Here is a 22,919-nt window from a genome sequence, read left to right as displayed (position 1 = left end):
CCGACTGGTCGGTTTATCGCCGAATGGTGTCGGTTCGTCACCGTGGCGCCATCCGCAGCGCCCCGTCCAGCCGGATCACCTCGCCGTTGAGGTGGCCGTTCTGGACGATGTGGGCGGCCAGTGCGGCGAACTCGTCGGGCTGGCCCAGGCGCTTCGGGAAGGGGATCGACGCCGCCAGCGACTGCTGCACCGCCTCGGGCAGCTCGTTCATCAGCGGCGTGGCGAACAGGCCCGGCGCGATGGTGCAGACGCGGATGCCCCACTGCGCCAGATCACGCGCCAGCGGCAGCGTCATGCCGACCACGCCGCCCTTGGAGGCCGAGTAGGCCTCCTGCCCGACCTGGCCGTCGAAGGCGGCGACCGAAGCGGTGTTGACGATCACGCCGCGTTCGCCGGACGTGCCCTCCAGCGGCTCGGCCTTGGCCATGCGCGCGGCGGCCAGGCGCACCACGTTGTAGGTGCCGATCAGGTTCACCCGCACCACGCGCTCGAAATCCTCCAGCGGCGCGGGCGAGCCGTCGCGCTGGATGACCCGCTTGGCGCTGCCGATGCCGGCGATGTTCATGACGATGCGGGCCGTGCCGTGGGCGGCTTCGGCGGCGTCGAGCGCGGCGGTGACGCTGGCGCTGTCGGTGATGTCGCAGCGCAGCGCGAGGCCGCCGATGTCGGCGGCCACACGCTCGGCGCCGGCCTGGTTCACGTCGAGCACGGCGACCCTGGCGCCCTGGCGGGCGAGTTCACGGGCAACCGCTTCCCCCAGACCCGAGCCACCGCCGGTGACGATCGCGCTGTGTCCTTGCATCTGCATGGTTGTCTCCTTCTACCTGGGCTCAGCCCTTGCGCGGCAGGATCGCGAACGGATCGCTGCCGGTGCCTTCATACAGTGCCTCGACCAGTGCAGCGCGGTGCAGCAGCACGGCCCGCTGGTTGATCGAGCCCTTGTCGGTGACCTCGCCCTTGTCGATCGACGGCGGCTCGGCCATGACGTGCAGCCGCGCCGGGCGGTTGGCGCTGCCGGTGCCTTCGCGCCAGAGGCGGTCGGCCAGCCGCTGGAAGAAGTCGCGCACGGCCGGCGTGTGCATCAGCTCCGGCACCGGCAAGGCGTCGGCTTCCAGCCCGTCCGCCTCGGCCAGCTTGCGGCACTCGTCGACGCGCGGGAACACCAGCAGCCCGATCTCGTCGCGGTTCAGCCCGGTGACGACCACGTCCTGGATGCACGGAGCGCCCGCCAGCGTGACCTTGGCGCGCAGTGGTCCGACGCTGACGAAGGTGCCGGTGGAGAGCTTGAAGTCCTCGGCGGTGCGGCCGTCGAACAGCAGGCCGCGGGTGGGCTCGGCCGGGTCGATGAACTTCACGGCGTCGCCGGTGCAGTAGAAACCTTCTTCATCGAAGGCCTCGGCGGTCTGCTCGGGCGCACGCCAGTAGCCCGGCATCACGTTCGGGCCGCGAAAGCGCACCTCGGTCTTGGCCAGCGCCGCGTCACCGCCGCCATCCCGCACCAGCTTGACCTCGACCCCCGGCACCGGCAGCCCGATATGGCCCGAGCGCACATCGGTGCCGACGGCGAAGGTGCAGGACGGCGCGGTCTCGGTCATGCCCAGCCCGGTGATGATGCGCACGCGCTCGCCGGTCTCGGCCTCGCCGTGGGCGTCGAGCTTGTCCCACACGGCCTGCGACAGGCCGGCCCCGGCGAACATGAACGCCTGCGCCCGGGCGAACAGCGCGCGGCGCAGCACCGGGTCGGTGTCCATCGCGAAGGCGATTTCCTCGAAACCCTTGGGCACGTTGAAGTAGATCGTCGGCGAGACTTCGCGCAGGTTGCGCAGCGTCTCGGCCATGCCCTTCGGGGTCGGCTTGCCTTCGTCGATGTAGAGCGTGCCGCCGTTGTAGAGCACCAGACCGACATTGTGGTTGCCGCCGAAGGTGTGGTTCCACGGCAGCCAGTCCACCAGCACGGGCGGCTCCTCGGCCAGGAACGCCAGGCATTGGCGCAGCATCTGCTGGTTGGCGCACAGCATGCGTTGCGTGTTGATGACCGCCTTGGGCAGCTTGGTCGAGCCGGAGGTGAACAGGAACTTGACGATGGTGTCCGGGCCGACCTGGGCGTGGGCGGCGTCGCCCGAGGCCGCCGGCGTGGTGGCCAGCAGGGCGTCGAAGGGGGTGACGGTGCGGCCGTCCAGCGTGCCTTCGGTGAGCACGACCTCGACATCGGGGCCGAACACGGCGGCGATGGCCTTGCCGTAGGCGGGCGAGGCGGCGAACACCAGCCCTGGCGTCACGGTCTCGGCGATGTGGCGCAGCTTGCCGTAGTCCTGCGAGATCAGCGAATAGGCCGACGACACCGGCGTGACCGGCACACCGGCCCACATCGCGCCGAGCACCAGCGTCAGGTGTTCGAGGTCGTTGTCCGACAGGATGGCGACCGGCCGCTCGGCCGACAGCCCCCGGTCCGTCAGCGCCTGGCCGACGGCGCGGGCGCGCTGCAGCATCTCGGCATAGCCGATGCGCCGCCAGTCGCCGCCGCGCACGCGCTTGGCGACGAAGGTGCGCTCGGGCGCCTCGGCGGCCCACTGTTCTAGGGCATCGGTCAGCCGAGGCGGGAACCAGCCGAGTGCTTCGGTCGAGCGCAGCACCTGGGTGCCGTCGGCACGGGTGTCCAGCGTCGCGTCGGTGCAGCCTCCGACGCGGATGTCGCGGTAGTGGGCGGTGGTGTTCATGGACGGGCTCATGACTGCTTGACCACCTTGCCAGCGCGACCTTCGAGGAAGGCGCGCAGGCGGTCCTGGGCTTCGGGCGTGTTGCTGGCGGCGGCAGCCATCAGCGATTCGGTGAACAGGCCTTCCGACGGGCTCATCTCGACGATGCGCGGCAGGGCGTGCATCACGGCGAAGGCGGTCATCGGGGCGTTGTTGGCGATCTTGCGTGCCAGCGCGATGCCCTTGGCCAGTCCCTCGCCATCGGCGGTGCGGTAGTTGACGACACCGTAGCGCTCGCCCTGGTCGGCGTCGAAGACACGGCCGGTCAGCATCATGTCGGTCATGCGCGCCATGCCCATCAGGCGCGGGATGCGCACCGAGCCGCCGCCGCCGACGAAGATGCCGCGCTGGCCTTCGGGCAGGCCGAAGTAGGCCGAGTCCTCGGCGACCCGGATCTGGCATGACGCAGCCAGCTCCAGCCCGCCGCCCACCACCGCGCCGTGCAGCACCGCGATCACCGGTACCTTGCCGAACTGCACTGCGTCGAACGCTGCATGCCAGCCGCGCGAGTGCAGGATCGCGCCGTGGATGTCGCGCTCGACCAGCTCCGACAGGTCCAGCCCCGCGCAGAAATGGTCGCCCGCGCCGCTGACCACGACGGCGCGTGTGTCGGCCGGCAGGTTGACGAAGGCGGTGTGGAGCTGCGCCACCAGCGTGTCGTTGATGGCGTTGCGCTTGGCCGGGCGGTTCAGGCGGATGTGCAGGACCGGGCCGGACTGGGTGACCTCCAGCAGGTCGAGGGTGGCCAGCAGGCCCGAGGCCGGGGCGAACGGAGCGTCGGTGACGGATGTGGACATGGCGTGCAAGCGATCGGCGGGTCGCGAAGCTGAAATTTGATTCACAAATATAAGTAATTGATCCTGTGGATGCCCCCGTGATAACCCTTTGCTGCGTCGCAACATGGCTTAAATCATCTCTGTTTTGCGGGTAAACCCTTGGTGATCTGGTTCGGATTGATTACAAAATTTAAGCAAATTGCCCCAGACGTTCAACGAGGCCTCCCATGAACACCCAAGACCTGATCGCCATCGACATCCACACCCATGCCGAGGTGTCGTGCCGCAACCCGTTCGACAACTATGGCGAGGAGTACGACCGCGCCGCCGACAAGTACTTCGGCTCCAACCGCCGCCCGACGATCGCCGAGACGGTGGCCTACTACCGCGAGCGCAAGCTCGGCCTGGTGATGTTCACGGTCGACAGCGAGGCGCAGCTCGGCCGCCGCCGCATCCCCAACGAGGAGATCTGCGACGCCGCACGCGAGAACAGCGACATGATGGTCGCCTTCGCCTCGATCGACCCCCACAAGGGCAAGATGGGCGCCCGCGAGGCGCGCCGCCTGATCGAGGAGCACGGCGTCAAGGGCTTCAAGTTCCACCCGACGGTGCAGGGTTTCCTGCCGTATGACCGCATGGCGTGGCCGCTCTACGAAGTCATCGCCGAATACAAGTTGCCGGCGATCTTCCACAGCGGGCATTCGGGCATCGGCTCGGGCATGCGCTGCGGCGGGGGGCTGCGGCTGCAGAACTCCAACCCGATGCTGCTGGAGGATGTGGCGATCGATTTCCCCGACATCCAGATCGTCATCGCGCACCCGAGCTGGCCCTGGCAGGACGAGGCGCTGTCGCTGGCATTGCACAAGCCGAACGTCTGGATCGACCTGTCCGGCTGGAGCCCGAAGTATTTCCCGGCGCAGCTGGTGCAGTACGCCAACACGCTGCTGAAGGACCGGATGCTGTTCGGCTCCGACTACCCGCTCATCACGCCCGAGCGCTGGATGAAGGACTTCGACGAGGCCGGCTTCAAGGACAAGGTCAAGCCGCTGATCCTCAAGGAAAACGCCAAGCGCCTGCTCGGGTTCGTCTGAATCGGGGCGCTCCACGGCACAGCGGCCGCTGTACCGGCTTAACGCAGCGCCGGGCGGCGCTGTGCCAGTTCGGATGTACCGGGTGCGGGTTAGTACCCGTCCGCCACGCCGCGGGCTGGCGTGTTGACGGCACGGCACGCGGTTTGCAGTGGACCGCCGCCCATCCGAACCCCCACTTCCGAGGAGACCCCATGAAAGCCCTGTTGCCCGTTCTGGCTGCCGCCACCCTGACCCTGACCGCCGGCCTGTCGCAGGCGGCCGAAGGCAAGGACGTCTACAACCAGGCCTGTGCCATGTGCCATGTGCCCGGCCTGGCCAACGCGCCGAAGTTCGGCGACAAGGACGCCTGGGCGCCGCGCGTGAAGACCGGCCGCGAGGCGATGCTGACGGCGGTCCTCAAGGGCAAAGGCGCCATGCCGGCCAAGGGCGGCAATCCCAAGCTGAGCGACGAGGATGTGGGCGCGGCCCTCGATTTCATGCTGGCCGCTGTCAAGTGACCACGCTGGGCCTGCCGCACGGCCTGTCACATTGCTGAAATATGAGGCAATCTAGGAAAAGTCCTTGTACATCAAGGACTTGAATCCTGAATTCTCAGACAATCCCCAGGGTTATCCACAGCGTCTGTGGACGACCACCGTGCCGCGGGGCTGTGCGATCCAGCTAAAAAAAGCGCGACCCACGGTCGCGCTTTTTTCATGGCCAAGTCCGCAGGCTCACTGCTCGGCGAAGGCCCGCTCGATGACGAAGTCGCCCGGCGTGGTCGTGTTGCCTTCGGCGAAGCCGCGCTCTTCGAGCATCTTCTTCAGGTCGCGCAGCATCGCGGGGCTGCCGCAGATCATGGCGCGGTCCTCGGCCGGGTTGAAGGCCGGCAGGCCGAAGTCGTTCCACATCCGGCCGTCCTCGATCAGGTCGGTGATGCGGCCCTGGCGCTCGAAGGGCTCGCGGGTCACGGTCGGGCAGTAGACCAGCTTGTCGCCGATCAGCTCGCCCAGGAACTCGTGGTTCGGCAGGCCCTTGAACAGATCCTGGTAGGCCAGCTCGTTCATCTGGCGGCAGCCGTGGACGACGATGACCTTCTCGAAGCGCTCGTAGGTTTCCGGGTCCTGGATGATCGACAGCCACGGGGCCAGACCGGTGCCGGTGCCCAGCAGGTACAGGCGCTTGCCGGGGTTCAGGTAGTCGATCAGCAGCGTGCCGGTGGGCTTGCGGCCGACGAGGATCTTGTCGCCGACCTGCAGGTGCTGCAGGCGCGAGGTCAGCGGGCCGTCGGGCACCTTGATCGAGAAGAAGTGCAGGCTCTCTTCCCAGTTCGGGCTGGCGATCGAGTACGCGCGCAGCAGCGGCTTGCCGTTCACGGGCAGGCCGATCATCACGAAGTGGCCGCTCGAAAAACGGAAGGCCGGGTCGCGCGTGGTGGTGAAGCTGAACAACCGGTCGGTCCAGTGGTGGACCGAAGTGACGGTTTCTTCGTTGAAGGCTTTCATGGCAGTCGCAGGCAGAGGCACAGGGCCAGCGCGGAGGGGTCGCGCGAAAAGATCGAGGATACCCGATGGCGGTAGAAGGTCACAAACGGCTGGTGCCGTCAATCAGGCATTCCCCGGCGAACAGGCTTTCCACGGTTTCACGGGGGCGGATCAGCGTGACACGGTCGCCGTCGACCATCACCTCGGCGGCGCGCGGGCGGCTGTTGTAGTTGCTCGCCATCGTCATGCCGTAGGCGCCCGCCGACAGCATCGCCAGCGTGTCGCCGGACCGCACCGCCAGCGTGCGGTCGCGGCCGAGCCAGTCGCCCGACTCGCACACCGGCCCGACGATGTCCCAGGTCTGGGCCGGCACGTCGTCGCGCAGCTGGCACGGCACGATCGCCATCCACGCCTCGTACATCGCCGGGCGGGCCATGTCGTTCATCGCGGCGTCGACGATGCAGAAGTTCTTCTGCTCGCCAGGCTTGAGGTAGAGCGCCTCGGTCAGCAGCACACCCGCATTGCCCACCAGCGAGCGGCCTGGCTCCATCAGGATCTCGCGGTGGCCGTGGCCACGCGCGTCGATCTTCGCCAGCATCGCCCCGATCAGCTCGCCCGCGCTGGGCGGCTGCTCGTCGGTGTAGGTGATGCCCAGGCCGCCGCCGAGGTCGAGGTGGTGCACCGGGATGCCGGCCGCCTCGATCGATTCCACCAGGTCCAGCACACGGTCGAGCGCATCGAGGTAGGGGCTGACCTCGGTGATCTGCGAGCCGATGTGGCAGTCGATGCCGTGGACCTTGATGCCGGGCAGGCGGGCGGCGTGCTGGTAGACGGCCAGCGCGTGTTCATGCGAGACACCGAACTTGTTGCCTTTCAGCCCGGTGGAAATGTAAGGATGTGTCTTGGCGTCCACGTCCGGATTGACGCGCAGGCTGATCGGTGCGGTCTTGCCCATCGCGGCGGCGACGTCGGACAGCACGTCCAGTTCTGCCTCGCTCTCGACGTTGAAGCAGCGCACGCCCGCCTCCAGCGCCAGGCGCATCTCGGCGCGGGTCTTGCCGACGCCGGAGAACACCACCTTGTCGGCCGAACCGCCGGCGGCCAGCACCCGCTGCAGCTCGCCCGCCGAGACGATGTCGAAGCCGCAACCGGCTTCGGCGAAGGTCTGCAGCACGGCGAGGCTGGAGTTGGCCTTCATCGCGTAGCAGACCAGGTGCGGGCGTCCCGCCAGCGCGTGCTGGTAGCTGGCCACGGCTGCGCGCATCGACTGGCGCGAGTAGACATACAGCGGCGTGGCGAATTCGCGGGCCAGACCGGCCAGCGCGTGGCCTTCGAGCGTGAGGGTGCCGGCGGCGTCGCGGGCGAGGAAGGGGGAGCCGGGCAGGTTCATCGTGCGGGTGTGGAGGCGGGGGCGGCCGCAGCCGCAGGGATGGGGAGGGAGGGCGGTGTGGTGTCCGGGGGCGGCAGCGTCAGCGGACCCTTCTGGCCGCAGGCCGACAGCAGCAGGGCACAGGCCCCGGCCGCGCACAGCGCTAAACTCGTTTTCAGCAAGCCTTTGAACATCGACGGATTCTAGCGACCATGGACCCTACCCCTTCCCCGAACGTCCCCAGTGCCATGACCGACGCCGAGTACACCCGCCGGGCACACGCAGCGCTGGCCACGATCGAGGCGACCATCGACCGCTGGCTCGACGACGACGTGATCGACATCGACACCCACCGCACAGGCGGACTGCTGGAGCTGAGCTTTCCCGGCGGCAGCAAGATCATCCTCAATACCCAGCCGCCGCTGCAGGAGCTGTGGATGGCGGCCCGCGCCGGGGGATTCCATTACCGCTGGGTGGACGGCATCTGGCGGGATACCCGCTCGGGCGGCGAGCTGTTTGCCGCGCTGTCCGCCCAGGCCAGTGCGCAGGGGGGCCGGACACTGGCCTTCGCGCCGCCAGACCCGGCCGCGGACTGACCGCGGCTCAGCGCTGCGCCGGCTCGGTCGGTCCGGACGTCGACGCGGGCGGGGCGGGTCGGGTCGGCACGCCGGGTTCCGGTGACGGACTCGGCACACCGTCCGTGTCGCGGAACAGGTCCAGGATGCCCTGGCGTTCCTCTGCCGCAGGGCGTGGCACCACATCTTCCAGCCCCAGCGAGCGCACGCCGCCGCCCTGGCTGTTCTCCGTGTAGTACCACTCGTTGCCGACCTGTGTCACGCCATCGGGTGCGCTGTATTCGCTCACCGGAACGTTGCGCAGGGCCTGTCCCATGTAGTCGATCCAGACCGGCAGGGCCAGCCCGCCACCGGTTTCCTTGTCGCCCAGCGAGCGCGGCGTGTCGTAGCCGATCCAGACGATGGCGACCAGGCCCTTGTTGTAGCCGCCGAACCAGGCATCCTGCGAGTCGTTGGTGGTGCCGGTCTTGCCGTAGAGGTCGGGACGCTTGAGCACTGCCTGCGCACGGGCGGCGGTGCCGGTGCGGGTGACTTCCTGGAGCAGGCTGCTGGTGATGAAGGCGTTGCGCGCAGGGATAGCCCGCATGCGCTCGTCCTGACCGTTCTGGGGTGGGGCCTCGGCGATGAGATGTCCGCGGCTGTCGGTGATGCGGGTGATCAGCACCGGATTGACCCGGACCCCGCCATTGGCCAGGACTGCGTAACCGCCTGCCATCGACATCGGCGTGACCGCGCCCGCGCCGAGCGCCATGGTCAGATAGGGCGGGTTCTTCTCGGCCTCGAACCCGAACCGGGTCACCCACTGCTGCGCATAACCGGGCCCGATCGCCTTGAGCAGGCGGATCGAGACCATGTTCTTGGACTTGGCCAGCCCGCGCCGGATCGACATCGGGCCATCGAACTGACCGTCATAGTTCTTGGGTTCCCAGGGCTGGCTGCCCGTGACACCCGCGTCGAAGAACAGCGGGGCGTCGTTGACCACGGTGGCGGGCGAAAAGCCCTTTTCCATCGCGGCCGAGTAGATGAACGGCTTGAAGCTCGACCCTGGCTGGCGCCAGGCCTGCGTGACGTGGTTGAACTTGCTCTTGGCATAGTCGAAGCCGCCGACCATGGCGCGGATCTCGCCCGTCTGCGGATCCATCGACACCAGCGCCCCCTCGACCTCCGGCAGGTTGACGATGCTCCAGTCACCCTTGGCTGACTTCATCACGCGCACCACGGCTCCGCGGTGGATCTGCATCTTCGGGGCCACGTTGGCCGCCAGCGAGGCCCGGGCCTGGCGCAGGCCATCGCCCGTCACGGTGATCGATTCGCCGTTCTGCAGCATCGCGCTGACCTTCTTCGGCTCGACCGACAGCACCACGGCCGCCCGCAGGTCGTCGAAGTCCGGGTGCTCTTCCAGCGCCTCGGCGACGCGGGCGTCGAGCTTGACCACCTCGCGCGGCAGGTCGATGAAGGCGCTTGGTCCGCGGTAGGCCTTGCGCGCCTCGAAGTTGAGCAGGCCGCGCCGCAGGGTGCGGTAGGCGTGCATCTGGTCGTCGGTGCGCAGCGAGATCTCGACGATCAGTCCGCGCGAGTAGGTCGCATCGCCGTACTGGGCAAACACCATCTGGCGCGCAGTCTCGGCGGCATATTCGGCGTGGATGCCCGAACTGCGGGGCGTGCGGTAGGTCAGGGTCTCGGCCAGGGCTTCGTCGTGCTGGGCTTCGGTGATGTAGCCGTTGTCGCGCATGCGGCCGATGATGTGGCGCTGGCGGATTTCGGCCCGCTTGCGGTTGGCGATGGGGTTGTAGGCCGACGGGGCCTTGGGCAGGCCGGCGAGCATGGCGGCCTCGGCGACCGTGATGTCCTTGAGCGGCTTGCCGAAGTAGATCTCGCTGGCCGCGGCGAACCCGTAGGCGCGCTGGCCCAGGTAGATCTGGTTCATGTAGACCTCCAGGATCTTTTCCTTGCTGAGCTGGCTCTCGATCTTCAGCGCGAGCAGCACCTCGTACACCTTGCGGGTCAGGGTCTTTTCGGTGGACAGGTAGAAGTTGCGCGCCACCTGCATCGTGATGGTGGAGGCGCCCTGGCTGCGGGCGTCCTGCAGGTTCTCGATGCCAGCCCGCAGGATGCCCTTGTAGTCGATGCCGCCGTGCTGGTAGAAGCGCGCGTCCTCGATGGCCAGCACAGCCTCCTGCATCACCATGGGAATGGACTTGATCGGCAGATAATTGCGCCGCTCTTCACCGAACTCGCTCAGCACGACGCCGTCCGCGGACACCACGCGCATCGGCAGCTTGGGCCGGTAGTCCACCAGACCGCTGAGTTCCGGCAGATTCGGGTAGGCCACGGTCAGCGCCAGACCCAGCAGCAGCAGAAACGCCATGACCAGCGCCAGCGGAAGCCCGATGATCCAGGCCAGCAGGCGCAGTCCGGGGCGTGGGCGCATGGGCGACGGAGAGGGGCTGTCGGTCGGAGTAGGTCGAGAGGTGTCGCGCATGTACGGAAGGACCGGAAAGGCCGGGAACGTGCGGCAGATTATAGGAACTGGTCAAAAACGCCGAGATACGTTTGTAACGTGGGCGGATCGTGCCTTGTCCGGGGCGCTGTATTGTGCTTGGATGGCGAACTGCATCCGCCGCGCCACTGCCAAGCTGGCGGCAATGCAAAATCCGGGAAAATCTTTGTCCCTCAATGTCTTTGTTGCTAGCATTGAAGTGGTTTATTAACAGTCCGGCACGTCCCCGGACGTGACTTTGGGGATTTGCGTGAGCTTTCTTGACATCCTTCTGGGCCGCAAGCATGCGTCTCTGATCGGACTGGACATCAGCTCTTCCGGTGTCAAGCTGGTCGAGCTGAGCCAGAGCGCGTCGGGCGAGTACATCGTCGAACGCTTCGCCAGCGAGGTCTTCGAGAAGGGCTGGATGTCGGAAGGTCAGATCGAGAAGTTCGACGAGGTGGCCGATGCCGTGAAGCGGGTGGTCGTCAAGAGCGGCTCCCGCACCAAGAGCGTGGCGATGGCCATGCCGCAGTCGGCGGTGATCACCAAGAAGATCATCCTGCCGGGTGGTCTGCGCGAGGAGGAGCTGGAGATGCAGGTCGAGGCCGAGGCCCACCAGTACATCCCGTTCTCGCTCGACGAGGTGAGCCTCGATTTCTGCGTCGTCGGCCCCAGCTCGGACCAGGTCGGCGATGTCGAGGTGCTGATCGCCGCATCGCGCAAGGACCGTGTGCAGGACCGGCAGGGTCTGGCCGAAGCCGCCGGTCTCAAGCCGGTCGTGCTGGACATCGAATCCAATGCCTCGCGGCTGGCGATGAGCCGTGTCATCGACAACCTGCCCAACCAGGGTCGTGATGCGCTGGTGGCGCTGTTCGAGATCGGGGCGGACGCGACGAGCCTGAAGGTGCTGCGCGACGACGACATCCTCTACGACCGGGACCAGGCCTTCGGTGGCGCGCAGCTCACGCAGCTCATCGCCCGCCAGTACGGTCTGTCCTTCGAGGAGGCCGAGAACCGCAAGACCGCCGGCGACCTGCCGGAAGACTATGAGTCGACGCTGCTGGTGCCATTCGTCGACAGTCTCTCGCAGGAAATCGGCCGGGCCCTCCAGTATTTCTTCACGAGCACGCCGCATCACAAGGTCCATTACGTGATGCTCTCGGGCAGCTCGGCCACACTGCCGGGTCTCAAGGAGCGGGTGACCGAGTTCACCGGCTTCGCGTCCCAGGTGGTCAACCCCTTCGAAGGCATGAAAATCGGCTCTGCGGTCCGAGAAAGCAAGTTGCGCCGCGAGGCGCCGTCCTACCTGACGGCCTGCGGGCTGGCGATGCGGAGATTCCTGCAATGATCCTGATCAACCTCCTCCCGCACCGGGAAGAGAAGCGCAGGCGCCGCAAGCAGGCCTTTTTCCTGGGTGTCGGTCTGGCGATCCTGGCCGGTGCGCTGATCGCGGGCGCCTGGTACCTGGTGCTGGGCGAAATGCAGCGTGAACAGCGCTCGCGCAACGAGTTCCTGCAGACGGAGATCCGCCGCCTCGAGAGCCAGATCAAGGACATCGCTTCGCTGAAGTCCGAGATCGAGGCCCTGAAGGCGCGCCAGAAGGTGGTCGAGGATTTCCAGATCGACCGCAACATGCCCGTGCACCTGCTCAACGAGCTGACCGCACAGGTGCCCGAGGGCATCTACCTGACCGCGATCCGCCAGGACGGACAGGGCGTGGCGGTCACGGGTGTGGCGCAGACCAATGAGCGGGTATCCGAATTCCTGCGCAACACCGCCTACCACTCGCCGTGGCTGGAGCGGCCGGAGCTGGTCGAGATCAAGGCGGCGGCCGTCACCACCGCGCGCGACCAGAAGCGCCTGTTCGAGTTCGCGGTGCGGCTGACCCTGAAGCGGCCGCAGGACAAGGAGCAGGCCGCACGTCCTGCCGGTCCCGGTGCCTCGGGTGTGCCCGCTGCGTCGGCGTCGCTGGCCGCGTCCGGTCCGGCCCTGTGAAGGAGGCGTGATGGCCAACACGACACGTCCCCCGATGAACATCGAATTCGACACGCTGATCGACAACGTCCAGTCGCAGTTCCGCAACCTCAATCCGCAGGAGCCCGGACAGTGGCCGCTGCTGCCCAAGCTGGCGACCTGGCTGGTGACCACGGTCGTCGTCGTGGTGCTGGCCTGGTTCGGCGTCGTGGCCGACGAGGTGCAGGCGCTGGAGGACGAAGCCGCCAGGGAGCTGACCCTGAAGACCGAATACCGCACCAAGCTGGCCCAGGCGATCAACCTCGACGAGTTGCGCAAGCAGAAGCTCCAGGTCCAAGAGTACGTGACGCAGCTGGAGCGGCAACTTCCCGGCAAGGCCGAGATGGATGCGCTGCTGTCCGACATCAACCAGGCCGGTGTCGGGCGCGGGCTGCAGTTCGAGCTGTTCCGGCCCGGTCAGGTGCTGATCCGGGACTACTACGCCGAACTGCCGATCGCGCTGCGTGTCAGCGGCAAGTACCACGACATCGGCTCGTTTGCCTCCGACGTGGCGAACCTGTCGCGCATCGTGACGCTGCACAACCTGGTCATCACGATGCCGGGCCTGTCGCAGGGCCAGTCGGTGCCCAGTGGTACGGGGTTGCTGGCCATGGAGGCCACGGCGCGCACCTACCGCTACCTGGATCCGGCGGAAGTCGAGGAACGCCGTCTGGCCAAGGCCAAGGCGGCCAAGGAAGCCAAAGCGGCGGGAGGTGGCAAATGAACGGGCGCATGGCCAACCGTTCCATGCGTCTGCTGATGCTGTCCGCACTGGCCGGCGCGGCTGCGCTGACGTTGACGGGCTGCTCCGATCCGCATGAAGAGCTGCAGGCGTGGATGGACGAGCAGCGCCGCGACGCCAAGCCCCGGGTGTCTCCGCTGGTGCCGCCGCGCAAGTTCGACCCCCAGCCTTACCTGGCGGGCACCTCCGTCGAGCCCTTCAGCCTCCAGAAGCTGCAGGTGGCGATCAAGCAGGAGAGCCGTCAGCCCAACTCGCTGCTGTCGCCCGAGATGAACCGCCGGCGCGAGCCGCTGGAGGCGTATCCGCTCGATTCGCTCAGCATGGTGGGCAGTCTGGTGCGCAGCGGCCGGACCTACGCGCTGCTGCGGGCCGACAACCTGCTGTACCAAGTCAAGGTGGGTGATTACATGGGCCAGAACTACGGCCGTGTCACCCGCATCACGGAAACCGAAATTGCCTTGCGCGAAATCGTGCAGGACGCGATTGGAGAGTGGATCGAGCGCACCAGCACGCTCGCCCTCCAGGAGCGGGCCCAGGAGAAGCGATGAAGACCACCGAGAAGATTGCACCCGCTCCCACGGACCGCTGGAGTGTTCGTCTGGCCACGCTGGCCGTGCTGGCGATGGCGCCGGTGATCGGCTTCGCCCAGAACGCCATCCAGTCCATCAGCAATGGACTGCAGGGGGGCAGCGAGGTCATTCGCCTGGAGTTCAGCGAGCCGTTGACCGCCGTTCCGAAGGGCTTCGCGCTGCAGTCGCCTGCCCGCGTGGCGCTGGATCTGCCGGGGGTGCGCAATGCCACGGGCAGCGCCACGCAGGAGATCAACCAGGGCAACCTGCGCTCGCTGGCGCTGGCCCAGGGCGGTGACCGCACCCGTCTGGTGCTGAACCTGAAGCAGTCCACCCGCTACCGGGCCGAGATCGAGGGCAAGACGCTCATCGTGACGCTGGACCCGGTGTCGGTGGGCGGGACTGCCGCGTCGCCGTCGAGCATGGTGGCCGGATCGGGGGCAGCGTCCGAGCCGGAGCACTTTGCCGATCCGCAGAACACCCGTCCCGAGCGGCTGCGCGACATCGACTTCCGCCGCGGCAAGGATGGCGCGGGCCGCGTCGTGGTCGACCTGCCGAGCAACCAGGTCGGTGTGGACATCCGCCAGCAGGGCCAGAACCTGATCGTCGAGTTCCTGCGCTCGTCCGCGTCGGAAGGCCTGCGCCGCCGCCTGGACGTGACCGACTTCGGCACGCCCGTGCAGCACGTCACCACCACGCAGGTGGGCGACCGGGTGCGCATGGTCGTCGAGCCACGCGGCCACTGGGAGCACAGCGCCTACCAGACCGACAACCAGTTCGTGCTGGAAGTGCGCCCGGTCAAGGTGGATCCGCAAAAGCTCACCCAGGGCGTGGGCTACTCCGGCGACAAGCTCTCGCTGAACTTCCAGAGCATCGAGGTGCGGGCGCTGCTGCAGGTCATCGCCGACTTCACCAATTTCAACATCGTCACCAGCGACACGGTCACCGGCAACGTGACACTGCGCCTGAAGGACGTGCCCTGGGACCAGGCGCTCGACATCATCATGCAGGCCAAGGGGCTGGGCGTGAAGAAGTCGGGCAACGTGCTGTGGGTGGCGCCCAAGGAGGAACTGGCCGCCAAGGACAAGGCCGAGCTGGAATCCAAGGCGCAGGTGGCCGCACTGGAGCCGCTGCGCACGCAATCCTTCCAGCTCAACTACACCAAGGCCGAGGAAGTCGCCAAGGGCCTCGTCGGCCAGCAGGGCAACGCGGGCAGTGGCGGCACGGCCAACGCCACGCGCCTGCTGTCCGCGCGTGGCAGTGTCATCTCCGAGATGCGCACCAACCAGCTCTTCGTGACCGACATCCCGAGCAAGCTCGAGGAGATCGGCCAGATGATCACCAAGATCGACATCCCGGTGCGCCAGGTGATGATCGAGGCGCGCATCGTCGAAGCGGAAGACACCTTCGGGCGTGCGCTGGGCGTCAAGCTCGGGGCGAACGACCTGCGGGGTGTGCGGGGCGGCGTGCCGGGCGTGAACCTCGGACTGGGCAATGTGACGGTCGGTGGCAACTACGGTGGCATCGGCTACCAGACCTCGCAGTCGGCCACGGGTGACTATGCCAACACGCAGTTCGTCAACCTGCCGGCCAACACCAGCTCGATGGGCGGCGCGAGCGCGGCGACGTTTGCGCTGTCGCTGTTCGGCGCGGCGTCCAACCGCTTCCTGAACCTCGAACTCTCGGCGCTCGAAGCCGAAGGCCGCGGCAAGCTGGTGTCGAGCCCGCGCGTGATCACGGCCGATCAGGTCAAGGCGCTGATCGAGCAGGGCACCGAGCTGCCGTACCAGACGGCCACGTCCAGCGGCGCGACCGCGATCCAGTTCCGCAAGGCCAACCTCAAGCTGGAAGTGATCCCGCAGATCACGCCCGAGGGCAGCATCATCCTGGACGTCGACGTGAACAAGGACAGCGTCGGCCAGCAGACCGCCGCAGGCTATGCCATCAACACCAAGCATGTGAAGACGCAGGTGCTGGTCGAGAACGGCGGGACGGTGGTGATCGGCGGCATCTTCGAGATCAGCGAGACCGAGTCCGTCAACAAGGTGCCCTTCCTGGGCGACATTCCCTATGTGGGGGCACTGTTCCGGAACAAGACCCGTGCCTCGAACAAGACCGAGCTGCTCGTGTTCCTGACGCCCAAGGTCATCACGGACCGCAATGCGGCGGCGCGCTGAACCTGGACCCAACCGAAGTGATGACGATGAACAAGATGATCTGGCGTGTCGGGGGACTGGCACTGGTGACGGCGCTGAGCGCGTGCGGCGGTGGGGGCAGTGATGCGGGGTGCAGCGTCTTCTCGACCAGTTGCACGACCACGGGGACTGGCACCGGCACCACCGGATCGACCACGTCGGACACCGGCACGGTCTCCACCAGTTCGTCTGGCACGGTGGTGTTGTCCCTGTCGAGCACGACCATCAGCGCGTCCACGCCGGGTACCGTGACGGCGCTGGTCAAGAACGCGAGCGGCTCGCCGTTGGCCAACACGCTGGTGACGTTTGCGGTGTCCAACGGTGCCGCCACCGTATCGCCTGCCCGGGTCATCACGGACGATGCTGGCAATGCCTCGGCCACGCTGCAGCCGGTCGCTGGCGCGGTGGGGGCGGACTATGTGTCCGCGGCTGCCGACGTGTCCACCTCGTCCACCTTGACGACCCGGACCACCTTCACCGTCTCGGCCGTGAACGTGTCGCTCGCATCGGCCACTGCCAGCCCGATCAGCGTCGGTGCCTATGGCGCGTCGGTCATCACGGTCGATGTGGTGGGCGCTTCCTCGGCTTCGCCTGTCACCGTGAATTTTTCGTCCACCTGTGCCACGGCGGGCAAGGCAGTGCTGTCGCCCACTTCGGTGACGGTGACGGGCAAGACCGCCTCCACGACCTACCAGGACAAGGCCTGCGCCGCCACCGACCGCATCAGCGCCACCATCACCGGCACCAGCCAGCAGAGGCAGGTCGATCTGGCGGTGGCTGCCCCGATCGCACAGGCGCTGGAATTCGTGTCCGCCAGCCCCGAGAAGATCTGTCTGGCGGGCAGTGGGTGTGAAGTGTCCTCTGTGGTGTCTTTCCGCCTGAAGGACCAGTACAACAACCCAGTGGCCGGACGTGAAGTGGCGTTCTCGCTGGACATTCCCAACGTGGCGATCCTGTCTCCCACCACTTACAAGACCAACGACTCCGGCATCGCCCAAGTCTCGGTCACCGCCAAGACCATTCCGTCGCCGGTTCGGGTGAGGGCTGACGTGACCCTGGACAGCGGGGTCAAGCTCTCCACCGTGTCCAATGTGCTGGCCATCAACGCCGGACTGCCAACGCAGCGGGCCTTCAGCTTCTCCGCTGCGGCCTACAACCCCGATGGTTGGGCGCGTGATGGCACCGAAAGCGAAATCCGGGTTCAACTCACGGATCGATTTGCCAACCCGGTTCCAGATGGCACCTCCATCAGCTTTGTCGCCGAGGGTGCCAGCATCATTCCGGCCCGCTGCACGACGACCAACGGCATTTGTACCGTCAAGCTCGTGACCAGCAATTTCCGTCCGACGGATGGGCGTGTCACGGTGGTCGCGTATGCGCAGGGTGAGGAATCCTTCGATGATGCCGATGGTGACAACCAGTACACCCAAGGCGAAACCTACTTGGATCTCGGTCCGATCTTTCTCGACAAGGACGAAAACGGGCTGATGGCCGCTGCTGGTGAGTACCTGATCGGCGAGCCTGCCAACAACATCTGGAGCAGCAACACCTATGTGCGCACCAGTCGCGTGTTCACCCTGTCCGACAGTTCACGCGAGCCGCGCCTGTTTGCGGTCAATGGCGATGGCTCGTGCAGCCACACTGCGCTGCCTTACCAGGTGTTGTCCCTGACGACCACGGGTGCTTGCCGCCTCTCCACCCGTTTCTGCATGCGTGACGCCAATACGGCGGCTGATGCGCTCGGGGGCAACCCGGTTCCCGCCAATGCCACGTTGACCCTGGCGACCAAAGCCAAGGGCGGCTCTGTCGCTGTGGACCGTTCGCCGGTCACCGGCACCTGGATCGGCCCGACCACGCACACGGTCACGGCCGACCTGGACGACTGCACCAAGCCGCTCGAAGCCAGCGGCCCCATCGACCTGACGGTGAAGATGCCCAACGGGCAGTCGTACAAGTTCGACATTGGCGTGCTGGAGTAAGGGGTCGTCGGCACACGCAAGGTAGACTGATCGACCGTCCCGCACCGCCCACCCCGGTGCGGACGATCGATCACCGACTTCTCCCCCAGAGCGTGGCCCTTTCCCTTTCCATTTCCCCGGACGACGGGGCCGGTGCCCAGCGACCCGCACCCGCGATCCCCACCATCAGCCTGGTCGCCATGCCAGGTGCCGGCAAGTCCACGGCTGGCCGGCACCTGGCCAACGCACTTGGCATGCCCTTCTTCGATGCGGATGCCGAGATCGAACGCCGCATCGGCATGTCGATCCGCGCCTTCTTCGAGCGCGAGGGCGAGGCGGCGTTCCGTGACATCGAACAGGCGGTGCTGGCCGAGCTGGCACACCGCGGCGGGCTCGTGCTGGCCACCGGTGGCGGTGCCGTGCTGCGCGAGGCCAACCGGCGGGTGCTGCGCGACCACACGACGGTGGTGTACCTGCGCGCCTCGCCCGAAGAGCTGTTCCGCCGCCTGCGCCACGACACCCAGCGCCCGCTGCTGCAGGTGGCCGACCCGCTGCGCAAGCTGCGCGACCTCTACCAGACCCGCGACCCGCTCTACCGCGAGACGGCACAGTTCACCATCGAGACCGGCCGCCCGTCCGTGCCGACGCTGGTCAACATGATCCTGATGCAGCTCGAACTGGCCGGCGTGGTGTCCGCCTTCCGCCCGCCCAAGGCCGCTGCCGCCCCGGCGGCCACCGCCCCGGCGTCGACCCCACGAACCAGCCCACGATGATGACGACCACGACCTCCGCCGCCACCCAGACCGTGCCGGTGTCCCTCGGCGACCGCAGCTACGACATCCGCATCGGCACCGGCCTGCTCGACGCCGCAGAGAGCTGGACCGGCCTGCCCAAGGCCGCCACCGCCGTCGTCGTCACCAACACGACCGTCGGCCCGCTCTACGCCGCCCGCCTGCGCGCTGCGCTCGGTCCGTACTACCCGCGTGTGCTGACCATCGAGCTGCCCGACGGCGAGGGCTACAAGGACTCGGCCACACTGAACCTGATTTACGACGGCCTGCTCGGTGCCGCCTGCGACCGCAAGACGGTGCTGTTCGCGCTCGGTGGCGGCGTCATCGGCGACATGACCGGGTTCGCGGCGGCCTGCTACATGCGCGGCGTGCCCTTCGTGCAGGTGCCCACCACGCTGCTGTCGCAGGTCGACTCCTCGGTCGGCGGCAAGACCGCCATCAACCACCCGCTTGGCAAGAACATGATCGGCGCGTTCTACCAGCCGGTGCGCGTCATCTGCGACCTCGACACGCTCGACACATTGCCGCCGCGCGAGCTGTCCGCCGGCCTGGCCGAGGTCATCAAATACGGCCCGATCGCCGACGCCGACTTCCTCGACTGGATCGAGGCGAACCTGCCGGCGCTGATGGCCCGCGACAAGACCGCCCTGGCCTACGCCGTGAAGCGCTCGTGCGAGGTCAAGGCGGCCGTCGTCGGCAGCGACGAGCGCGAGAGCGGCCTGCGCGCCATCCTGAACTTCGGCCACACCTTCGGCCACGCGATCGAGTCCGGGCTCGGCTATGGCGAGTGGCTGCACGGCGAGGCGGTCGGCTGCGGCATGGTGATGGCGGCGGACCTGTCGGCGCGGCTCGGCTTGATGCCCGCGGCGTTTGTCACCCGCGTGAAGGCGGTGTGCGAGCGGGCAGGGCTGCCGGTGGTCGGTCCAGCCCTCGGCGCAGACCGCTACCTCGAACTGATGCAGGTGGACAAGAAGACCGAGGCCGGCGAGATCCGCTTTGTCGTCATCGACCGGCTCGGCAGTGCCCGCATGCAGGGTGCGCCGGAAGCCCTGGTGCGCGATGTGCTCGCCGCCCACTGCCAGCCGGCCTGAACGCGCCCGGCCCCCACCCGATGCGCCTCGACCTCGCGCCCTTCGCCAGTGACCCGGCGCAGGGCCGAGGCCGCCGACACGCCGAAGCCCCGGCACCCACCCGCAACGACTACCAGCGCGACCGCGACCGCATCGTCCACAGCACCGCCTTCCGCCGTCTCGTCTACAAGACGCAGGTCTTCCTCAACCACGAAGGCGACCTGTTCCGCACCCGGTTGACGCACACGCTGGAGGTCGCGCAGCTCGGCCGCTCGATCGCCCGCTCGCTGCGGCTGCACGAGGACCTGGTCGAGGCGATCGCGCTGGCCCATGACCTCGGCCACACCCCCTTCGGCCATGCCGGCCAGGACGCGCTGCACGCCTGCATGCGCCGGCACGGTGGCTTCGAGCACAACCTGCAGAGCCTGCGCGTGGTCGATGTGCTCGAAGAGCGCTACCCGGCCTTCGACGGGCTGAACCTGACCTTCGAGACCCGCGAGGGCGTGCTCAAGCACTGCGCGAAGCGGGTGGCGCGCTGGATCGACGCCCATGAGCCGGGTGGGGTAGGGCGGCGCTTCCTGGACGGCACGCAGCCCTCGCTGGAGGCCCAGCTCGCCAACCTCGCCGACGAGATCGCCTACAACGCGCACGACGTGGACGATGGGGTGCGCTCGGGGCTGATCGATTTCGAGCAGGTGTGTGCGCTGCCGCTGGTGGCGCGTTGCCGTGACGAGGCGCTGGCCGAGCACCCGGAGCTGGTGCGGATGAAGCCGCGCCGACTGCTGTCCGAGACGCTGCGGCGCATGCTGTCGGCGCAGGTCTATGACGTGATCGACACGACGCGGGCTGCGCTGGTGCTGCACCGGCCGGACAGCGCCGACGCGGTGCGCCGGTTGCCGCCGCTGGTGGCGTTCAGCCCGGTGATGCGCGAATCGAGCACGGCGCTCAAGCGCTTCCTGCTGCAACAGCTCTACCGCCACCCGCAGGTGATGGACACCACCGACCGGGCACAGCGCATCGTGCGCGAGCTGTTTGCGGTGTACGTCGACCGGCCGCAGGAGATGCCGGCCGACTACGCGGCGTCGCCGCTGCCACACCGGGCGGTGGCCGACTACATCGCCGGCATGACCGACCGCTACGCCATCCGCGAGCACGAGCGGCTCACGGGACAGCGGCTGTTCGACCACGGCCCCGGCTGAGGCCGCTCAGCCCTCGGTCGGCAGGAAGCCTTCGATCGACAGGTAACGCTCGCCGGTGTCGTAGTTGAAGCCCAGCACACGCGCGCCAGCCGGCAGTTCCGGCAGCTTCTGCGCGATGGCGGCCAGCGTCGCACCGCTGGAGATGCCGACCAGCAGGCCTTCCTCCCGGGCGCTGCGGCGCGCCATCTCGCGGGCGGCTTCGGCGTCGACCTGGACCACGCCGTCGAGCAGCGCGGTGTGCAGGTTCTTCGGGATGAAGCCGGCACCGATGCCCTGGATCGGGTGCGGGGCGGGCGCGCCGCCGCTGATGACGGGGGAGGCGGCTGGCTCGACGGCGTAGACCTTCAGGTTCGGCCAGCGGCTCTTCAGCACCTGCGCGCAACCGCTCAGGTGGCCGCCGGTGCCCACGCCGGTGATCAGCGCGTCCAGCCCTTCAGGGAAGTCGGCGAAGATTTCCTCGGCGGTGGTGTGCACATGGACCGCGACATTGGCCGGGTTCTCGAACTGCTGCGGCATCCAGGCACCGGGGGTGGACTCCACCAGCTCCTGTGCCTTGGCAATCGCGCCCTTCATGCCCTTCTCGCGCGGCGTCAGCACGAACTTCGCGCCATAGGCCAGCATCAGGCGACGGCGCTCGATGCTCATGCTCTCGGGCATCACCAGCACCAGCGGGTAGCCCTTGACGGCCGCCACCATCGCCAGGCCCACGCCCGTGTTGCCCGAGGTGGGCTCGACAATGGTGCCGCCCGGTTTCAGTGCGCCGCTGGCTTCGGCGTCCTCGACCATGGCCAGCGCGATGCGGTCCTTGATCGAGCCGCCGGGGTTGCCGCGCTCGGACTTGATCCAGACCTCGGCGCCCGGGCCGAACAGACGGTTGATGCGGATGTGCGGCGTGTGGCCGATCGTGGCGAGAACGTTGGCGGCTTTCATGGGCGGTGGGCTCCGGGTGGTACCAAAACGAACAAGTCGAAGGAGAATGTGCATTCTGAACCATCGACAGCGTGCCGGTCCGGTGCGCACAATCCGGCTCGATCCAGACCACGCCCCGCTTTCCTGCCGCCGCACTTTCGACCATGGCCCGACTGCCCCGCCTTGCCATTGCCGGTCTGACCCACCACGTGATCCAGCGCGGCCACAACCGCCAGTCGGTCTTCCTCGACGACACGGACCGCATCGCCTACCTCGCCGCGCTGCGCGAGGCTGCAGCGCTGCAGCAGGTGGCTGTCCACGCCTATGTGCTGATGGACGACCATGTCCACTTGCTGGTCACGCCGCCGACGGCCGAGGCGCTCAGCAAGATGCTGCAGGCGATCGGCCGGCGCTACGTCAGCGCCTTCAACCGCCGGCACGGCCGGGTTGGCACGCTCTGGGACGGCCGCTTCCGCGCCACGGTGCTGGAGAGCGGCCCGCACGTGCTGGCCTGCATGCGCTACATCGAGCAGAACCCGCAGCGCCTGATTCCCCCCACGGCGGCGGTCGACTATCCGTGGTCGAGCGCGTCGCACCACCTCGGCCGGCGCCGCGACAGTCTGCTGACCGACCATGCGCTGTACTGGGCCACCGGCAACACGCCCTTCGAGCGTGAACTGGCGTGGCAGCGCCTGCTGGACGAGCCGCTGTCCGGTGACGAGGTGCAGGCCCACACCGACAGCGCGCTGAAGGGCTGGGCGCTGGGATCTGGTGCGTTTCTTGCAAGCCTGGGTGCCGCCACCGCGCGCCCCATGGCACCACGGCCACGGGGGCGTCCCGCCCGTGCACCACGGCAGGGCGCGGTGACGCAGGCTTGATCTGTCCCCAATAATTTGTCGTGATTTTGCTGATCTGCATTTAACGGAGTCTGACCCCTTTTTGTTTCGCTTGAGGGGTTCGC

General features: G+C 67.5%; 21 protein-coding genes. 13 read left to right on the top strand and 8 right to left on the bottom strand.

Annotation, left to right across the window (positions count from 1 at the left end):
* Nucleotides 1–37 precede the first annotated feature (37 nt).
* The 3 genes from U5O44_RS10900 to U5O44_RS10890 are packed head-to-tail and all read right to left on the bottom strand — an operon-like array spanning nucleotide 38 to nucleotide 3,553.
* Nucleotides 38–808 carry an SDR family NAD(P)-dependent oxidoreductase gene (locus tag U5O44_RS10900; RefSeq protein WP_322588443.1) on the bottom strand — a complete coding sequence of 257 codons (771 nt, stop codon included), beginning with the start codon at nucleotides 806–808 and terminating at the stop codon, nucleotides 38–40.
* Between the two features lie 22 nt (nucleotides 809–830).
* Complete coding sequence (locus U5O44_RS10895; protein WP_322588442.1) at nucleotides 831–2,717, bottom strand: feruloyl-CoA synthase; 1,887 nt, start codon at nucleotides 2,715–2,717, stop codon at nucleotides 831–833.
* A gap of 8 nt (nucleotides 2,718–2,725) precedes the next feature.
* A complete protein-coding gene (locus U5O44_RS10890) occupies nucleotides 2,726–3,553 on the bottom strand; it encodes a crotonase/enoyl-CoA hydratase family protein (protein WP_322588441.1) in 828 nt (275 codons plus the stop codon).
* A 206-nt stretch (nucleotides 3,554–3,759) separates the two neighbouring features.
* Here U5O44_RS10890 and U5O44_RS10885 point away from each other — a divergent pair, with 206 nt between their 5' ends.
* Nucleotides 3,760–4,623, top strand: coding sequence for an amidohydrolase family protein (locus U5O44_RS10885; protein WP_322588440.1), 864 nt, complete (start codon nucleotides 3,760–3,762; stop codon nucleotides 4,621–4,623).
* Nucleotides 4,624–4,814: 191 nt separating this feature from the next.
* Nucleotides 4,815–5,120 carry a c-type cytochrome gene (locus U5O44_RS10880; protein ID WP_322588439.1) on the top strand — a complete coding sequence of 102 codons (306 nt, stop codon included), beginning with the start codon at nucleotides 4,815–4,817 and terminating at the stop codon, nucleotides 5,118–5,120.
* 216 nt (nucleotides 5,121–5,336) lie between these two features.
* Here the strand turns inward: U5O44_RS10880 and U5O44_RS10875 are convergent, their stop codons facing one another.
* From U5O44_RS10875 to lptM, 3 genes are all read right to left on the bottom strand, one after another.
* Nucleotides 5,337–6,107, bottom strand: a complete 771-nt coding sequence (locus tag U5O44_RS10875; RefSeq protein ID WP_322588438.1) for a ferredoxin--NADP reductase — start codon at nucleotides 6,105–6,107, stop codon at nucleotides 5,337–5,339.
* Nucleotides 6,108–6,186: 79 nt separating this feature from the next.
* On the bottom strand, nucleotides 6,187–7,476 hold the full coding sequence (lysA, locus tag U5O44_RS10870) for a diaminopimelate decarboxylase (RefSeq protein ID WP_322588437.1): 1,290 nt from the start codon (nucleotides 7,474–7,476) through the stop codon (nucleotides 6,187–6,189).
* Nucleotides 7,473–7,649 carry an LPS translocon maturation chaperone LptM gene (gene lptM, locus U5O44_RS10865; protein ID WP_322588436.1) on the bottom strand — a complete coding sequence of 59 codons (177 nt, stop codon included), beginning with the start codon at nucleotides 7,647–7,649 and terminating at the stop codon, nucleotides 7,473–7,475. The genes lysA and lptM overlap by 4 nt, the downstream gene beginning before the upstream one ends.
* 54 nt (nucleotides 7,650–7,703) lie before the next feature.
* Here lptM and cyaY point away from each other — a divergent pair, with 54 nt between their 5' ends.
* Complete coding sequence (cyaY, locus tag U5O44_RS10860; protein ID WP_322588514.1) at nucleotides 7,704–8,051, top strand: iron donor protein CyaY; 348 nt, start codon at nucleotides 7,704–7,706, stop codon at nucleotides 8,049–8,051.
* 7 nt (nucleotides 8,052–8,058) lie between these two features.
* On the opposite strand, the gene U5O44_RS10855 is transcribed toward cyaY, so the two are convergent.
* The gene (locus U5O44_RS10855) at nucleotides 8,059–10,461 is read right to left on the bottom strand and encodes a penicillin-binding protein 1A (RefSeq protein WP_322588435.1); all 2,403 of its coding nucleotides are present in this window, start codon (nucleotides 10,459–10,461) and stop codon (nucleotides 8,059–8,061) included.
* Between the two features lie 319 nt (nucleotides 10,462–10,780).
* Here U5O44_RS10855 and U5O44_RS10850 point away from each other — a divergent pair, with 319 nt between their 5' ends.
* From U5O44_RS10850 to U5O44_RS10810, 9 genes are all read left to right on the top strand, one after another.
* Nucleotides 10,781–11,860 carry a pilus assembly protein PilM gene (locus U5O44_RS10850; protein WP_322588434.1) on the top strand — a complete coding sequence of 360 codons (1,080 nt, stop codon included), beginning with the start codon at nucleotides 10,781–10,783 and terminating at the stop codon, nucleotides 11,858–11,860.
* Nucleotides 11,857–12,507, top strand: a complete 651-nt coding sequence (locus U5O44_RS10845; RefSeq protein ID WP_322588433.1) for a PilN domain-containing protein — start codon at nucleotides 11,857–11,859, stop codon at nucleotides 12,505–12,507. Before U5O44_RS10850 ends, U5O44_RS10845 begins: the two co-directional genes overlap by 4 nt.
* A 10-nt stretch (nucleotides 12,508–12,517) precedes the next feature.
* Entirely contained in the window at nucleotides 12,518–13,249 is a 732-nt protein-coding gene (locus U5O44_RS10840; RefSeq protein WP_416222152.1) for a type IV pilus inner membrane component PilO, read from the top strand.
* Nucleotides 13,250–13,257: 8 nt separating this feature from the next.
* Nucleotides 13,258–13,815 carry a pilus assembly protein PilP gene (locus tag U5O44_RS10835; protein ID WP_416222151.1) on the top strand — a complete coding sequence of 186 codons (558 nt, stop codon included), beginning with the start codon at nucleotides 13,258–13,260 and terminating at the stop codon, nucleotides 13,813–13,815.
* Complete coding sequence (locus U5O44_RS10830) at nucleotides 13,812–16,013, top strand: type IV pilus secretin PilQ (protein ID WP_322588431.1); 2,202 nt, start codon at nucleotides 13,812–13,814, stop codon at nucleotides 16,011–16,013. Before U5O44_RS10835 ends, U5O44_RS10830 begins: the two co-directional genes overlap by 4 nt.
* A gap of 26 nt (nucleotides 16,014–16,039) precedes the next feature.
* Entirely contained in the window at nucleotides 16,040–18,010 is a 1,971-nt protein-coding gene (locus U5O44_RS10825) for an Ig-like domain-containing protein (RefSeq protein WP_322588430.1), read from the top strand.
* A 179-nt stretch (nucleotides 18,011–18,189) separates the two neighbouring features.
* On the top strand, nucleotides 18,190–18,762 hold the full coding sequence (locus U5O44_RS10820; protein ID WP_322588512.1) for a shikimate kinase: 573 nt from the start codon (nucleotides 18,190–18,192) through the stop codon (nucleotides 18,760–18,762).
* Nucleotides 18,759–19,871, top strand: a complete 1,113-nt coding sequence (gene aroB / locus U5O44_RS10815) for a 3-dehydroquinate synthase (RefSeq protein ID WP_416222150.1) — start codon at nucleotides 18,759–18,761, stop codon at nucleotides 19,869–19,871. Before U5O44_RS10820 ends, aroB begins: the two co-directional genes overlap by 4 nt.
* A 20-nt stretch (nucleotides 19,872–19,891) precedes the next feature.
* Nucleotides 19,892–21,049: a deoxyguanosinetriphosphate triphosphohydrolase gene (locus U5O44_RS10810; protein ID WP_322588428.1), complete on the top strand. Its 1,158-nt coding sequence runs from the start codon at nucleotides 19,892–19,894 to the stop codon at nucleotides 21,047–21,049.
* A gap of 6 nt (nucleotides 21,050–21,055) precedes the next feature.
* On the opposite strand, the gene cysK is transcribed toward U5O44_RS10810, so the two are convergent.
* Nucleotides 21,056–21,979, bottom strand: coding sequence for a cysteine synthase A (gene cysK / locus U5O44_RS10805; protein ID WP_322588427.1), 924 nt, complete (start codon nucleotides 21,977–21,979; stop codon nucleotides 21,056–21,058).
* 143 nt (nucleotides 21,980–22,122) lie between these two features.
* Here cysK and U5O44_RS10800 point away from each other — a divergent pair, with 143 nt between their 5' ends.
* Nucleotides 22,123–22,836, top strand: a complete 714-nt coding sequence (locus U5O44_RS10800) for a transposase (protein ID WP_322588426.1) — start codon at nucleotides 22,123–22,125, stop codon at nucleotides 22,834–22,836.
* The last annotated feature ends 83 nt before the right edge of the window (nucleotides 22,837–22,919 follow it).

It is taken from the genome of Sphaerotilus sp., from assembly GCF_034519685.1.
Classification (GTDB): Bacteria; Pseudomonadota; Gammaproteobacteria; order Burkholderiales; family Burkholderiaceae_C; genus Sphaerotilus.
This window is presented reverse-complemented; position numbering and strand designations above follow the sequence as displayed.

What these genes read in the sequence shown, in the direction of transcription:
- U5O44_RS10900 (WP_322588443.1), bottom strand. Translation starts at nt 808, where the DNA reads ATGCAGATGCAAGGACACAGCGCGATCGTCACCGGCGGTGGCTCGGGT.
- U5O44_RS10895 (WP_322588442.1), bottom strand. Translation starts at nt 2,717, where the DNA reads ATGAACACCACCGCCCACTACCGCGACATCCGCGTCGGAGGCTGCACC.
- U5O44_RS10890 (WP_322588441.1), bottom strand. Translation starts at nt 3,553, where the DNA reads ATGTCCACATCCGTCACCGACGCTCCGTTCGCCCCGGCCTCGGGCCTG.
- U5O44_RS10885 (WP_322588440.1), top strand. Translation starts at nt 3,760, where the DNA reads ATGAACACCCAAGACCTGATCGCCATCGACATCCACACCCATGCCGAG.
- U5O44_RS10880 (WP_322588439.1), top strand. Translation starts at nt 4,815, where the DNA reads ATGAAAGCCCTGTTGCCCGTTCTGGCTGCCGCCACCCTGACCCTGACC.
- U5O44_RS10875 (WP_322588438.1), bottom strand. Translation starts at nt 6,107, where the DNA reads ATGAAAGCCTTCAACGAAGAAACCGTCACTTCGGTCCACCACTGGACC.
- lysA (WP_322588437.1), bottom strand. Translation starts at nt 7,476, where the DNA reads ATGAACCTGCCCGGCTCCCCCTTCCTCGCCCGCGACGCCGCCGGCACC.
- lptM (WP_322588436.1), bottom strand. Translation starts at nt 7,649, where the DNA reads ATGTTCAAAGGCTTGCTGAAAACGAGTTTAGCGCTGTGCGCGGCCGGG.
- cyaY (WP_322588514.1), top strand. Translation starts at nt 7,704, where the DNA reads ATGACCGACGCCGAGTACACCCGCCGGGCACACGCAGCGCTGGCCACG.
- U5O44_RS10855 (WP_322588435.1), bottom strand. Translation starts at nt 10,461, where the DNA reads ATGCGCCCACGCCCCGGACTGCGCCTGCTGGCCTGGATCATCGGGCTT.
- U5O44_RS10845 (WP_322588433.1), top strand. Translation starts at nt 11,857, where the DNA reads ATGATCCTGATCAACCTCCTCCCGCACCGGGAAGAGAAGCGCAGGCGC.
- U5O44_RS10840 (WP_416222152.1), top strand. Translation starts at nt 12,518, where the DNA reads ATGGCCAACACGACACGTCCCCCGATGAACATCGAATTCGACACGCTG.
- U5O44_RS10835 (WP_416222151.1), top strand. Translation starts at nt 13,258, where the DNA reads ATGGCCAACCGTTCCATGCGTCTGCTGATGCTGTCCGCACTGGCCGGC.
- U5O44_RS10830 (WP_322588431.1), top strand. Translation starts at nt 13,812, where the DNA reads ATGAAGACCACCGAGAAGATTGCACCCGCTCCCACGGACCGCTGGAGT.
- U5O44_RS10825 (WP_322588430.1), top strand. Translation starts at nt 16,040, where the DNA reads ATGAACAAGATGATCTGGCGTGTCGGGGGACTGGCACTGGTGACGGCG.
- U5O44_RS10820 (WP_322588512.1), top strand. Translation starts at nt 18,190, where the DNA reads ATGCCAGGTGCCGGCAAGTCCACGGCTGGCCGGCACCTGGCCAACGCA.
- aroB (WP_416222150.1), top strand. Translation starts at nt 18,759, where the DNA reads ATGATGACGACCACGACCTCCGCCGCCACCCAGACCGTGCCGGTGTCC.
- U5O44_RS10810 (WP_322588428.1), top strand. Translation starts at nt 19,892, where the DNA reads ATGCGCCTCGACCTCGCGCCCTTCGCCAGTGACCCGGCGCAGGGCCGA.
- cysK (WP_322588427.1), bottom strand. Translation starts at nt 21,979, where the DNA reads ATGAAAGCCGCCAACGTTCTCGCCACGATCGGCCACACGCCGCACATC.
- U5O44_RS10800 (WP_322588426.1), top strand. Translation starts at nt 22,123, where the DNA reads ATGGCCCGACTGCCCCGCCTTGCCATTGCCGGTCTGACCCACCACGTG.